The sequence below is a fragment of the Sphingobacterium olei genome (assembly GCF_005048855.1).
In the GTDB taxonomy this organism is placed as follows: Bacteria; Bacteroidota; Bacteroidia; order Sphingobacteriales; family Sphingobacteriaceae; genus Sphingobacterium; species Sphingobacterium olei.
Map to the genome: position 1 here is coordinate 966626 of NZ_SUME01000001.1, position 12818 is coordinate 979443.

At 37.2% G+C, this 12818-nt stretch carries 15 protein-coding genes; 6 read left to right on the top strand and 9 right to left on the bottom strand.

Going from position 1 to position 12818, the window contains the following annotated elements; genetic code table 11:
• Positions 1-19: 19 nt before the first annotated feature.
• The 4 genes from FAZ15_RS04155 to FAZ15_RS04170 form a co-directional block, all read right to left on the bottom strand.
• The gene (locus FAZ15_RS04155) at positions 20-721 is read right to left on the bottom strand and encodes an L-ribulose-5-phosphate 4-epimerase (RefSeq protein WP_136900025.1); all 702 of its coding nucleotides are present in this window, start codon (positions 719-721) and stop codon (positions 20-22) included.
• 14 nt (positions 722-735) lie between these two features.
• The gene (locus FAZ15_RS04160) at positions 736-2373 is read right to left on the bottom strand and encodes a ribulokinase (RefSeq protein ID WP_136900026.1); all 1638 of its coding nucleotides are present in this window, start codon (positions 2371-2373) and stop codon (positions 736-738) included.
• Between the two features lie 88 nt (positions 2374-2461).
• Positions 2462-3151: an NUDIX hydrolase gene (locus tag FAZ15_RS04165; RefSeq protein ID WP_136900027.1), complete on the bottom strand. Its 690-nt coding sequence runs from the start codon at positions 3149-3151 to the stop codon at positions 2462-2464.
• A gap of 112 nt (positions 3152-3263) precedes the next feature.
• Positions 3264-3563, bottom strand: a complete 300-nt coding sequence (locus tag FAZ15_RS04170) for a YgaP family membrane protein (RefSeq protein ID WP_136900028.1) — start codon at positions 3561-3563, stop codon at positions 3264-3266.
• Positions 3564-3642: 79 nt separating this feature from the next.
• Between FAZ15_RS04170 and FAZ15_RS04175 the strand changes: the two genes are divergently transcribed.
• Positions 3643-4482 (top strand): ATP cone domain-containing protein, encoded by an 840-nt coding sequence (locus FAZ15_RS04175; RefSeq protein ID WP_136900029.1) that lies wholly within the window; start codon positions 3643-3645, stop codon positions 4480-4482.
• Between the two features lie 48 nt (positions 4483-4530).
• On the opposite strand, the gene FAZ15_RS04180 is transcribed toward FAZ15_RS04175, so the two are convergent.
• Genes FAZ15_RS04180 through FAZ15_RS04190 form a run of 3 tightly spaced genes read right to left on the bottom strand, consistent with a single transcriptional unit; the run spans position 4531 to position 6559 of the window.
• A complete protein-coding gene (locus FAZ15_RS04180; protein WP_238387146.1) occupies positions 4531-5256 on the bottom strand; it encodes a ThuA domain-containing protein in 726 nt (241 codons plus the stop codon).
• Complete coding sequence (aroB, locus tag FAZ15_RS04185; protein ID WP_136900030.1) at positions 5257-6321, bottom strand: 3-dehydroquinate synthase; 1065 nt, start codon at positions 6319-6321, stop codon at positions 5257-5259. It abuts the gene before it with no gap.
• Between the two features lie 31 nt (positions 6322-6352).
• Positions 6353-6559, bottom strand: a complete 207-nt coding sequence (locus tag FAZ15_RS04190) for an RNA-binding S4 domain-containing protein (protein WP_136900031.1) — start codon at positions 6557-6559, stop codon at positions 6353-6355.
• Positions 6560-6652: 93 nt separating this feature from the next.
• Between FAZ15_RS04190 and FAZ15_RS04195 the strand changes: the two genes are divergently transcribed.
• Positions 6653-7846, top strand: a complete 1194-nt coding sequence (locus FAZ15_RS04195) for a proline dehydrogenase family protein (protein ID WP_136900032.1) — start codon at positions 6653-6655, stop codon at positions 7844-7846.
• A gap of 143 nt (positions 7847-7989) precedes the next feature.
• Complete coding sequence (locus FAZ15_RS04200; protein ID WP_136900033.1) at positions 7990-8601, top strand: HAD family hydrolase; 612 nt, start codon at positions 7990-7992, stop codon at positions 8599-8601.
• On the opposite strand, the gene FAZ15_RS04205 is transcribed toward FAZ15_RS04200, so the two are convergent.
• Positions 8598-9920 (bottom strand): outer membrane beta-barrel protein, encoded by a 1323-nt coding sequence (locus FAZ15_RS04205; protein WP_136900034.1) that lies wholly within the window; start codon positions 9918-9920, stop codon positions 8598-8600. The genes FAZ15_RS04200 and FAZ15_RS04205 overlap by 4 nt on opposite strands.
• A 12-nt stretch (positions 9921-9932) precedes the next feature.
• Positions 9933-10508, bottom strand: a complete 576-nt coding sequence (locus FAZ15_RS04210) for an RNA polymerase sigma factor (RefSeq protein WP_238387147.1) — start codon at positions 10506-10508, stop codon at positions 9933-9935.
• A 385-nt stretch (positions 10509-10893) separates the two neighbouring features.
• On the opposite strand from FAZ15_RS04210, the gene FAZ15_RS04215 reads away from it, so the two are divergent.
• The 3 genes from FAZ15_RS04215 to FAZ15_RS04225 are packed head-to-tail and all read left to right on the top strand — an operon-like array spanning position 10894 to position 12734.
• Positions 10894-11742: a universal stress protein gene (locus FAZ15_RS04215; protein ID WP_136900036.1), complete on the top strand. Its 849-nt coding sequence runs from the start codon at positions 10894-10896 to the stop codon at positions 11740-11742.
• 5 nt (positions 11743-11747) lie between these two features.
• Positions 11748-11984, top strand: coding sequence for a hypothetical protein (locus FAZ15_RS04220; protein WP_136900037.1), 237 nt, complete (start codon positions 11748-11750; stop codon positions 11982-11984).
• A gap of 3 nt (positions 11985-11987) precedes the next feature.
• A complete protein-coding gene (locus tag FAZ15_RS04225; RefSeq protein ID WP_136900038.1) occupies positions 11988-12734 on the top strand; it encodes a rhamnogalacturonan acetylesterase in 747 nt (248 codons plus the stop codon).
• Positions 12735-12818: the final 84 nt, after the last annotated feature.

Genomic DNA, 12818 nt, shown 5'->3' on the forward strand with positions numbered 1-12818 from the left:
TTACTAAAAATTTTACTAATTAAGATTGTCCATAATATGAATCAGGACCGTGTTTACGTTCAAAGTGCTTTTTAATCAAAGAATCTTTCAGACGAGGCGCATTGGGATTAACTTGTTCCGTTAGCAGCGCCATTTGCGCCACGGTTTCCAGAACAGCACTGTTGTAGACAGCTTTGTGACCATCCTTTCCCCAAGTAAATGGTGCATGATTACCGACTAATACCATTTCCACTTCCTTATAATCCAATTCGTTTGCTGAAAAATGGTCCATGATCTGAAAACCTGTCTGGTACTCATAATCTCCTTCAATCATGTCATCTGCCATCGGTGGTGCACACGGGATATCTGTTGTTAGATGATCAGCATGAGTTGTACCAAATATCGGAATATCACGCTGCGCCTGTGCCCAAGCTGTACCATAGGTAGAATGGGTGTGTACGATTCCACCTATTCCCTCCCAATGCTTATATAATACGGCATGCGTAAGTGTATCGGAAGAGGGTCTCAACTCACCTTCGATCACATTTCCATCAAAATCCACAATAACCATTTTTTCCGGCGAAAGGTCTTCGTACGGTACGCCGCTTGGTTTGATAGCAAACACCTTCCGCTCCCGATCTACGACGCTTACATTTCCAAAAGTGAACAAAACCAAACCTAGTTTGGGGAGCTGCATATTGCATTCGAATGCTTCCTGTTTTATCTTTTGATAAACACTCATATCTCAAATTAATTTTATATTTTTTCTAAAGAACTGCCTGTATCCAGGTAATTTTTATACCGTTTCTCATAGATATCATGGCAGTCCGCATTTGGAAAATATTCCTTATCGAAACCTTGCCCCATGTGTTGCATCGCTTTCTCCACATTAGGATAAATTCCGGCTACCGTAGCAGCAAACATCGCAGCGCCAATTGCACAAGTCTGTTCCGATCTGTGTATTTTGATGGGCATATTCATCACATCTGCCATCATTTGCATGATAAAAGAAGACTTCCGGGCAACCCCACCTAGGCCGATTAGTCCGCGGACTTCTACCCCTTCACTGCGGAATCTGTCTACAATCTTTCTCGCGCCAAAACAGGTAGATTCTACAATAGCTCTAAAAATCTGTACAACGTCAGTTCCTAAATGTAAACCGTAGATAGCTCCCTTTAGATTTTGGTTGGCGTCCGGTGTACGGCGCCCGTTAAACCAGTCAATAGCATAAGGTAAATTGGACGTTACTTCCAGTTCACTGGCCTTCTTACTCAATTCGACAAGCAAATTCGCATTCAATTCGTCTATAATCTTCGGGTCCGCGTGTATCAACTGCAGTGGTTGAATTAATATATTTTTAAACCAGGCATAGGCATCTCCAAAAGCGGATTGACCGGCCTCCAAACCCACCATAGCTGGAATAACGGATCCATCAACTTGACCGCATATACCTTTTACCAACGTGTCGCCAAATTCCTCTTTAGGAATAACCATCATGTCGCAAGTCGATGTTCCCATGACCTTACTTAAATAGTAAGGTTCAATCTGGCCTCCGACTGCACCCATATGGGCATCGAAAGCTCCTATTCCTATCTGTACAGTTGCAGGTAACCCCAACCGATCAGCCCATTCGGCAGAAATAGTTCCCGCGGATTCCGCCGCTGTATACGTCTTTTCGGAAATGCGATCAACAAAACCATCCAATAGCGGATCGATATTCTTGAAAAAATCATTTGGTGGGTAGCCTCCAAAATTAGCCGACCATAACCCCTTATGGCCTGCAGAGCATACACCTCGTTTGATTTCATCCGCATCTGAACCACCTGTTAGTAGAAAAGGTATCCAATCGCATTGCTCTACAAACGTATACGTGTGTGCTTTCACTTCCTCGTCAACTCGCAATACATGCAAAAACTTTGACCAAAACCATTCAGAAGAATAAATCCCCCCCACATATCGAAGGTAATCACCGCCGTATTCCTGTGCACAGCTGTTTATTTCATCCGCTTCTTTTATCGCGGTATGGTCTTTCCATAATACAAACATGGCATTTGGATTTTCACCAAATTCGGGCATTAAAGACAGTGGTACGCCTGCTTTATTAACCGCTATGGGAGTTGAACCGGTTGTATCGATAGAGATCGCTCTGACGGCATGTGCCGCATCTTGACCAACTTGCTTTATACAATCTTTAATGGTTGTTTCCAACCCTTCTATATAGTCAAGCGGATGTTGCCTGAATTGACTTGCAATAGGCATGCAGTATAACCCTTTTTTCCACCTCGGGTAGTAAAAAACAGAAGCCGCCAGCTCCGTTCCATTGGAAGCGTCAACGAATACCGATCGTACAGAATCTGTACCGTAATCCACTCCAATCACATAATTTGAAATCATTCTATTAAATGTTAAAATAACAGGTTTACTTTAATTCGTGTCAAGATAACGTTTAATACGTCATCATACAAATATTATCTATAAAATTTTAATTAGGATTGGGAATAAAGTTTATAAAAGCACTAAATTTTTCTTTGTAAATATCAGCGTTAAGTTTAAAGTAATAGGCTCCTTTTTTTGAATTCAACTTATCTTTTTCACTTGTCTTGACTAACAGTTTCGTTGAAATGAGCTTCCTGTTAAAGTTACGTTTGTCCAAAATAATATCGTACACACCTTCATATAACGACATTATTTGGGGAATTGTGAATTTATCCGGCAATAGTTCGAATAATATCGGATGTAGAGCTGCTTTATATTTAAGACGATTGCGTGCCGCAGCCACCATATCATTATGGTCAAGAATTAAGTTAGGTACTTCCTTTAAAGAAAACCAAGCAGCTCTATAATCGTTGATAATCTGATGCTTATATTTCTGGATGTCAATTAATGCAAAATAACAAATACTAATAGTTTTGCCATATGGATCACGATTAGGGTTACCAAACACATCCATTTGTTCCATATATACATCTTCGAGTCCAGTTAATTTTTTAAGAACCCGAATTGCTGCTTCATCGGGACTCTCCGTCTCTTCGATAAAGCCCCCCATTAAACTCCATTGATCTTTAAGAGGTTCAAATCCCCTATGAATTAGTAATAATTTAACATCTTCCCCGTCAAAACCAAAAATAATACAATCGATGGCAACAAAGGACTTACAAGTTTCAGGATACATAATTTAAATATATGGATATTATAGCAAATAAAAATAGAGCTAACAATAAATGTCAACTCTACAATCACTAAATTATGATAATTTAATTACTTCACAAAATATCTGGACTTAATTACTTCACAAAGTACCGATGTTCGATAACAGTTACGTCCTCTTTTTCCGTTACTTTTTCAATCGCGCTCTTCACTGTACAATGTCCGGTAACACCTCTATAAACTAAAGCACCTCCCAGTGTAATTCCAGAAATTGCAGAAATTGGACTTTTAAACAGTTGCTTTACCCCTATACCCAATATTAACCCACCAGATATTACAGATAAGACACGTTCAGAGGCTCCGACATTTCCGTCGCTACAATTATCCTCTACTTTTCGTTTTATTTTATCAAAAGCTAAATTTAATATACCATTCATGATCAACATTCCTTTTTTTAATAAACAACAAGAAAATCATTATGTTTGAAAGGCGTTACAAAATTTATAAAAAAGACTTATGCAAGTAAAAAAACATTCCGGCGAACTAGTTTCTTTTGATCCAGATAGCCTGAGAAACTCACTTTCACGTTCGGGTGCCAATGACGACGAAGTAGATAACGTTTTTAAAGCGATCAATAACGAATTATATGATGGAATTCCTACGAAAAAACTTTACCAACTTGCTTTTGATTTTTTGAAAAATCTAAGACAGTCTTATGCTGCAAGATACAGCTTAAAAAATGCATTGCGGGAGTTGGGGCCTGAAGGTTTCTATTTTGAGAAATGGATAGCTCGCCTATTTCAAGAAGATGGCTGTCAGACAATGACGGGTCAAACTTTGAGAGGTCATGCCGTATCACACGAAATAGACGTAATAGCTCTTCGGAATGAAAATCTACTCGCAGTGGAGTGCAAATTTAGAAACGATACCAATGCAAAGATTTCCGTGACGACTCCTATGTATTTTATGTCCCGTCTAAAAGATATATCTGGATTAACCTATAGTTTTTTCAATAAAAAGCATGAAATTGCCGAAGGTTGGCTCGTGACAAACGCATACCTCACCAGTGATTCTATACGTTTTGGGGAATATTATAAATTAAACTTACTGTCTTGGGATTACCCAAAGGAAAGTAGCATTAAAGCTCGGGTAGATAGTAATGGGGAATATCCAATTACTTGCCTTACCACGCTCAATCAACAAGATAAAGCTGTTTTACTAAAAAATCAATGTATACTGGTTAAAGATATCGTACGGGATCCAAGCTTTTTAAACTATATCCAAGCTGATAATGTAAAGAAGAAACGAATTCTATTAGAAGCCGAAGAATTGATTAATAGCCAATTAGAACATTAGAATTACATATCGCCAATTCGCAGATTTGCAAATCTGCGAATATGGCATTTATTTTAATTTGAGCACATATTGCACACCACCCAAAATATGTTTTTGGAATAATTCGGAATCAAAAGATTCTTCCGTATGGCCTAATCCCGTATAAAATGATCTTCCACCGTCATATTCTTGAAACCATGCTATAGGATGGAATTTTCCCATTTTCCCTCCTTTATAACTGGTTTCATCTAAGGCCATCAAAATATGAAGGCCTTCTTTCACATCCTTGAAATCATACCATTCGTCTTTATGAAACCATACTTTTTGCAGATGCTGTGTAGATAAATGTTTTCGATTTAGAACATCAATTTTAGCCTCTTGTACAGCTGGATGACTCGCAAAATAGCCACCAACCAGCCCTCCATACCAAGGCCAATTATACTCCGTATCCGATGCGGCATGAATTCCCACAAAACCTTTGCCCGAACGGATAAAATTTCGAATATCTTCCTTCTGTTGACTGTTAAAAAGATTCCCGGTAGTACTCAAAAATAAAATCGCATCGTAGTTAGCTAAGTTTTTTGCATTGAAAATACTTTCATCTTCGCTATGAAAAGTTCCAATATGCTGATCATTTAACAATTTCTCCACGGTCAGCACACCCTTCTCGATACTCTGGTGCCTAAATTCTGTGGTCTTTGAAAAGATCAATACTTTCTTGTTTTTTTGAGCCCAAGCATCCGTAAGGAAAAAACAACAAAGTAATGTGCAAAGTGAATATATTCTCGCCATCATTTATTTGGTTTTAGAAAGATAATAATTTAATGCTTCTACGATATCATCCCTATTTACATAGATGTTGTATTCTGCATGACCGATTTCTTTTAATAACGCAAAACCTATTTTATTGTCTTCATTCTTCTTGTCGTTTTTCATGAGTTCGATAAAGCTATCATATTGATCTGAAGTATAAGTATAAGGCGTATATCTCTCTAAGAATAAAGTCGTTAAATCCTCCAGCTCCTCTCCTGACAAACCGTTTAATTTATAAGATAAGAAACCCTCACAGATCATCCCAATCGCAATTGCTTCTCCGTGCAGCAGCGGATTGCTATCATTGTACAAGGAGTACCCCTCGATAGCATGCCCTATTGTGTGTCCAAAATTTAATATCTTACGAAGTCCTTTTTCAGTAGGATCTTTAAGGACAACATTATTCTTAATTTCTACAGAGCGTTTTATCAACGATGTGTCGATATCATTCAAATTTACATCCTTACATTTCTCATAAAGACCGCTGTCCTGAATTAGTCCATGTTTGATTATTTCAGCAAATCCTGAACGTATTTGTCGCTCATCTAATGTCTCTAAAAACTTAGCACTAATAAATACCGCTTGAGGCTGCGTAAAGGTACCGATGATATTTTTTACATTGTCAAGATCAATACCTGTCTTACCACCTACGGAGGCATCTACCTGAGACAAGAGTGTCGTCGGAATTTGAATAAAATCAATCCCCCGCTTAAACGTAGAGGCTGCAAATCCGCCCATATCCGTTACTACACCACCCCCCAAATTGATCATCAATGCTTTGCGGTCTGCTCCAAAATCTAACATAGTTTTCCATACACCAATACAAAAATCAATATTTTTATTTTCCTCTCCTGGATCAATTTCAATAATATCATAATCTGTAATAGAAGGTATTGCAGCCTGTAAAACAGGTAAACAATGATCATTCGTATTCCGATCTACTAAGATGAGTATCTGAGAATATTGACGTTGAAAAATGAAATTTTCTAAAGAAGAAAGATCCTCTTCAAAAAAAACTGTATAACCTAAACTTTCTAAAGTTTGCATAAATTAAAATTGAGCGATAAAGATATAATTTTTAAATGATTTCAACTTGCCTACCTTCGAATTCGATCACATCTCCGCGACGGACCTTCAGTCTTTTTCGAAAATCAACTTCTCCATTATACTTTACAAGCCCTTCTTCCACCATGCGTTGAGCCATTCCTCCGTGTTCTACCCAATTGAGCGCTTTTAATAATTGAATCAGCGGAATAAATTCCCCTTCTAATGTAAACGTTTGCATAGACAAAAGTACACTTATATCGTATAAAAAATGCTTTTTTAAGAAATATTAAGATGATAAATCCATACTTTTGCAAAATAATCTATACTCATAATGATAGCGCAAGAAAACAAGGCGAAACTGAATTTCGATAATACCGAAATCGCTTTTAAAAATAAGAGTGATAAAGATTTAGAAAGAGCATACTGGCTTTTTAAAATGGTCGCCAATAGTACGCTTATAAAAATAGGAACACCAATAACAAATTTTTCTTTGCGTATCGGTCTTCCTATTCAAGGAATTATCCGAAATACAATTTATAAACAATTTTGTGGAGGTGAAACTATTCGCGGTTGTGCAGATTCAATCCAGGAATTGGGAAAAGGAAATGTAACGACAATTCTAGATTATTCTGTAGAGGGTGAAGAATCAGAAGAAAATTTTGATGCAACCTGTCAGGAAATTTTATCAACAGTAGCGTATGCTAAACAAAATCCACTGATATCATTTTGCGTATTCAAGCCAACAGGTGTAGGAAGATTTGATTTATTAGCAAAAATAGATGCTAAAGAGACATTAAATTTGGAAGAAACTGCTGAATATAGACGATTATTAAATAGATGCGATCAAATATGTAAAGCTTGTTATGAAGCTGGTATTCGGGTATTAATAGATGCAGAGCATTCCTGGATACAAGATACCATCGACGATATCGCACGCGATATGATGGAAAAATACAATAAACAAAATGCCATCGTATACAACACATACCAATTGTATAGACACGACAAACTTGCATCGCTGAAAGCTGATTTTGCATATGCTGAGGTACAAAATTTTCATATTGGAGCCAAAATAGTACGAGGAGCTTATATGGAAATCGAAAGAGAACGTGCCACAGAAAAAGAGTACCCTTCTCCTATTCAACCAACAAAAGAAGCGAGTGATATAGATTATAACCAAGCAATCCTATTCTGCCTTGATCATATTGATCGTATAGGATTAATGGCCGGCACACATAACGATGCGAGCTGTTTGCTATTAGCCGAAGAAATGGATAAACGTCATATCCCTCATAATCATCCCAATGTGTTTTTTGCCCAATTGTTGGGTATGTCCGATAATCTATCTTTTAATTTAGGGGCATCAAATTATAATGTCGCAAAATATATGCCTTATGGACCGGTGAAATCCGTAATGCCTTATTTATTTAGGAGAGCACAGGAAAATTCATCTGCCAAAGGTCAAACTGGTAGAGAACTTAGCTTGATTATAAAAGAAAAGAAACGCCGTAGTACAACGAAATAACATTTACCAGGTGGGTGGAGACTGCCGCGTCGTGCCTCCTCGCAGTGACGTGTTAGTATTAACGGTAGCGTCATTGCGAGCCCGAGAAGCGAGGGCGCGGCAATCTTAAGGTTTAGAGGCATTGACACAAAAAATAGTATTACATGACACACCAGGAAATAGAAAAGTACAATACCCTAAAAAAAATCGTTGAACCCTATGAAGCACTCTTATTTGATGTAGATGGCACATTAGCGGATAATATAGATGCCCATAAGGCGTCCTATGTCGCTGCAGCACTTGAATACGGACTTATTCTTGATCCGGATTTAATTGATGAAACGGCAGGATGGCCGACTATAGCTGTCGCAAAAGAAATATCAGTTCGGTATGGTGTAGATTTTGACTTTGCTGTATTTGCCAAGAGAAAATCGGCCATTTTCATCGAAAGATACGTTTCAAAAACTAAACCGATTGAGTTTGTTCGCCAAATATTATTGGATTTTGAGCATACTAAAAAAATTGGAATAGTATCCGGGGGAACGCGTAGCACATTAGCGATTACGTTAGATGTAATTGATGTAGTCGGTCGATATGAAACTTTAGTATGTGCAGGTGATACCTCTTTGGGGAAACCCTCCCATCAACCTTTTACCCTCACAGCACAAAATCTAGGTATAGCACCCGAAAACTGTATCGTCTTGGAAGACGGTGATCCTGGAGTACAGGGTGCTATCGCCGCAGGAATGAGCTGGGTCCGAATCGATCAAATTTAAAACGTTGTCATTAATCGGATTCCACCATTGGTGTAGTCCATATCCGCACGACGGTATTCGCCAACCGGAATTTTGAAATATGGTTCTACAGAGACACCAAATTTGTTGCCGATATTTACTTTCTTGCCGACAGACATAATCACAAACCCATTAAAACCGTTGGAATTCACATTCGTTTCAGCAGATTTGACGGTGCGTGTCACCGCTTGTGTACTTTTGGAAATCTGTTCTCTATTTTCCGGATAACCATTAGCAAATGTCTCGTTATTAATATTTTCTACATAATGCGCACTACGTTCCTGATTCAAGATAGCAGAATAAGAAACGCCCGCGGCTGCATATAAAGAAGTATTAAAATTATATTTCAATTCCACTGGAATATCTAAAGATTGGACTTTTCCGGTGACGGCATTCACATTAGGAAGAACCACGCTTCTTTGTAAACTGGATTGACTCGCTCCGGCTAATGAATTCTTCTCTTCACTTACTGCAACGGTTTCCGCACTACTTTCAACAGTAGGATTTTTTAAAACCCCCATTTCATACGTATTATAAGATGCTCCCGTACGAAGACTTATCTTTTTATTTAAGTTATAGGCCACCAACAAACCTCCACCTACATTCATTTTATCCGCAGTAGAATTTGGAGAGACAAATAATCCCAAATCAAATCTTTCGTTGAGTCGCATGAAAGATTGATTAGGTCTGTTCTCAACTTCCTTTAAACTTAGATTTATGAGTGGAGCGGACGACGATACTAATATCATATTATCTGTAGGTACAGAACTACTCGAACTAAATTCTTTGCTATTATATGAAATCGACTTTATGTTCAAATCTGTATTCGGTAAATGTTTATAATCGATTCCATCGATTATATTTTCAATCCGTTCTTCATACTGCTGAGGGATATAAACTAGTTTATTATTACCCTCAAAGCCATCCGGCTCCGATAGACTATATGCGTTGTCTCTATAAGTTTGTGTGGTATTTTCTAAATTACCTAATGCCTCTTTTGGTGTTGACGTTGTATTATTTGTAAGCGGGATGTCCGTAAGATTATTATCCTGCTGCATTGCAACTGTATTAATCGTGTCTACTGCAACGGGGGGGGCAGTTCTCAACCATAAGACAGCACCAATGCCCAGTATAATAAGTGCAGCAGCAGCACTTAACCGATAGTACACGCTCATTTTTGAAACCGACGTGAGTTGTTGGTTGCTTTGAAATTTCTCCCAAGCCCCCTCTTTGTAATCGTAATCCCTTTGGGATCGTAAACGATTTACAATTTCATCTATTATATCTTTATTTTCTTTCATTCTATTATTATATTAAGAATGATGTATATTTTGTAATTCACTCACTTGATCCATGTATAGTTTTCGTAATTTGCTTTTCGCACGAGTCAAATAAGTCCGGGAAGTACTTTCCGGGACATTGAGTAATTTCCCGATCTCTTCATGCGAATAACCTTCTATTTCATATAAATTGAAAATAGAACGTTGAATTTCGGGCAGTTCGTAAAGTAGCTTCAGTATGTCTTGTTCTTCGAGTTTAGTAGACACCATTACAGCATGATGGACCAGCTCTTTATCAGAAACGTCATCTATAGACTCTATTTCTTTTTTTGCTCTCAACTTATCGATTGAGGTATTTACAGTAATTCGGGCTATCCAAGCTTTAAATGTTTTTTCCAAAACCTCCTCCTCTTCATGAAAACTAAAAGCATTTAACTTTCTGAAGACTTTCACAAAAGACTCATTTACTATATCTTCCGCGTCCATTTCTTCTTGTATATATCGGAGGGCCACGGCCATCAAATAACCGTAAAACTTTTTATAAATAAAAGATTTGCTCCGTTCTGTATCCGACACAACGCACTCCTCCAAGGCCTTCTTTAAAGACAACGGTGTGTTTTTTTTCAAGTATTTTGGCAAAATCTTCACTCGGGTATTATCCGTTCATTGATTTAAGTTAAGCAATTTATGCTCAATAGCCGAAATTATCACCATACAATCTATAATATTTTTCAGAAAACGAGTTTGTTTGCCGTTTTGCTACACACGTCTAATCATTTTTGTTATTATTTTAGGTGATAATAATCATCTTATTTATCTCTCATTTTTTGTATTTTTAGCTAAAATAAAACCTTGAGCCATGAAACCATCAAGATTTTTCAAACCCCGTTAGTACCCATGAGTATGAACAAGTATTCATCGAACACGAATAAATCACATAGTGGAATAAATAAAATCATGATAGCTTCATCACCTTTAAAACAATTTTATACAGATGAAAAATATATTATTTTCAACGGACTTTTCTGACGGAGCCAACAATGCCTTTCTATATGCATTGCAATTAGCTAATCAATTGGACACCAAATTGTATGTCTTATATTCCTATATTTCTCCAGTATTATCTGCCACACATGCCGGTCAACCTGAATTATTAGGACAGGTGTATGAACAAATTGAATTAACAAAATTTGATTATTATAAAAAGCAAATTCCGCAATTACATGACCTGGCACAAGAACATAATTTAGATCACTCCAAAATGGTTTTTTTGTTTGAGGAGGGGACTGTAGTAGCGGCTGTAAAGAAATCAGTACAGCAAGAAAATATTGCACTAGTCGTTATGGGAACACATGGTGCAAGCGGCTTTAGAAAAGAATTTATTGGATCGAATACGGTCAATGTAATTCGAAACATCAAAACCCCGGTATTGGCTGTTCCCGCAAAAGCGGCCTATTCAGCCATACAGAAAGTTGCCTTTACTACCCTATTTAGAGAAAAAGACCAAACCGCATTAAAGGAGATTCTTGATTTAGCCAAAATAGTAAATGCCACTGTTTATTGTACAAATGTAATTACAGATAACTCAGATCCCGCAGACGCCTTATTTTACGGAGAATCCTGGAGCAAATTATTTCCCGATCGTAAATTAGAATTTACATTTTTAAAAAATGAAGATACGGTAGAAAATACAATCAACAGATTTATTAAAGAAAGTAATATTGATCTATTGGCAATTGTAAAAAGGAATCGCAGTTTCTTCGATCGATTGTTTTCATCTAGTTTGAGTAATAATCTTACATTTCACGCTGAAATACCTATTTTAGTATTTCACGAAGAATAATGCACATGGATCATATCATTAAAAAACTTGAAAAGACGAATAACATCAATGATGTCACCAAGAAGTTTACGCTTATCGTGGATGAGCATCAGGTTGTTCACGGTGCACTCTTCTTTATTTCCATAGAGAACAGGGATTATAAGGTAATGATACCGGCACCTTTTCACGAAGTTTTGATTGCCAATGACCCACCGACGTACAAGAAAATCTTAAATCACAAAGAAGCACTTTTACTTAAATAAAACATGAATAAAAATCTAAAAATCTTATTACTATCTATTTTTACGTTTGTATTATTTTCTGCTTATAAGCAGGATCAAAAAATTACGATATATCTCGTCGGCGATTCTACAATGGCCGATAAAGATAGTACTAAATACCCTGAAACCGGTTGGGGAACACCTTTTAAATGGTTTTTCTCTAAAAACATTCACGTCGAAAATCATGCTAGAAACGGAAAAAGCACCAAATCGTTTCTTAACGAAGGTAGATGGAGTAAAATAAAGGAAACTCTCAAAGAAGGAGACTACGTTTTTATCCAATTCGGACATAATGACGAAATACCAACTAAAAAATCCGCTACAACCCCTGAAGAATTTAAAGTGAATCTATCCCGATATATCAATGAAACCCGTCAAGCAAAAGCAACACCTGTACTTTTAACATCGGTAGCTAGACGCAGTTTCGAAAATGACATTTTAATTGATACGCACGCGGAATATGCCAGTATTACCAAAGAAGTCGCTAGAACTACCAATACATCGCTTATAGATGTTTCACAATCAAGTATGCAGCTTTTGAGCCAATTAGGTCCTGAAAGATCCAAAGACCTATTTTTACAGTTGGCCCCCTTACAAAACCCTAATTATCCGAAGGGTGTAATTGACAATACGCATTTTAATGAATTTGGGGCTAGAAGAATAGCAGAACTAATCGTAAACGAACTAAAGACATTAGACATTCCATTAAAAGATTTTATCGGATATAAATGATAACGTATCCCCTTTAGAAGTTTTTTTAGCTTTTTTGGCAAATCCTGTAATACGTGATTTGCTTAATTTGTAAACAACATCGGC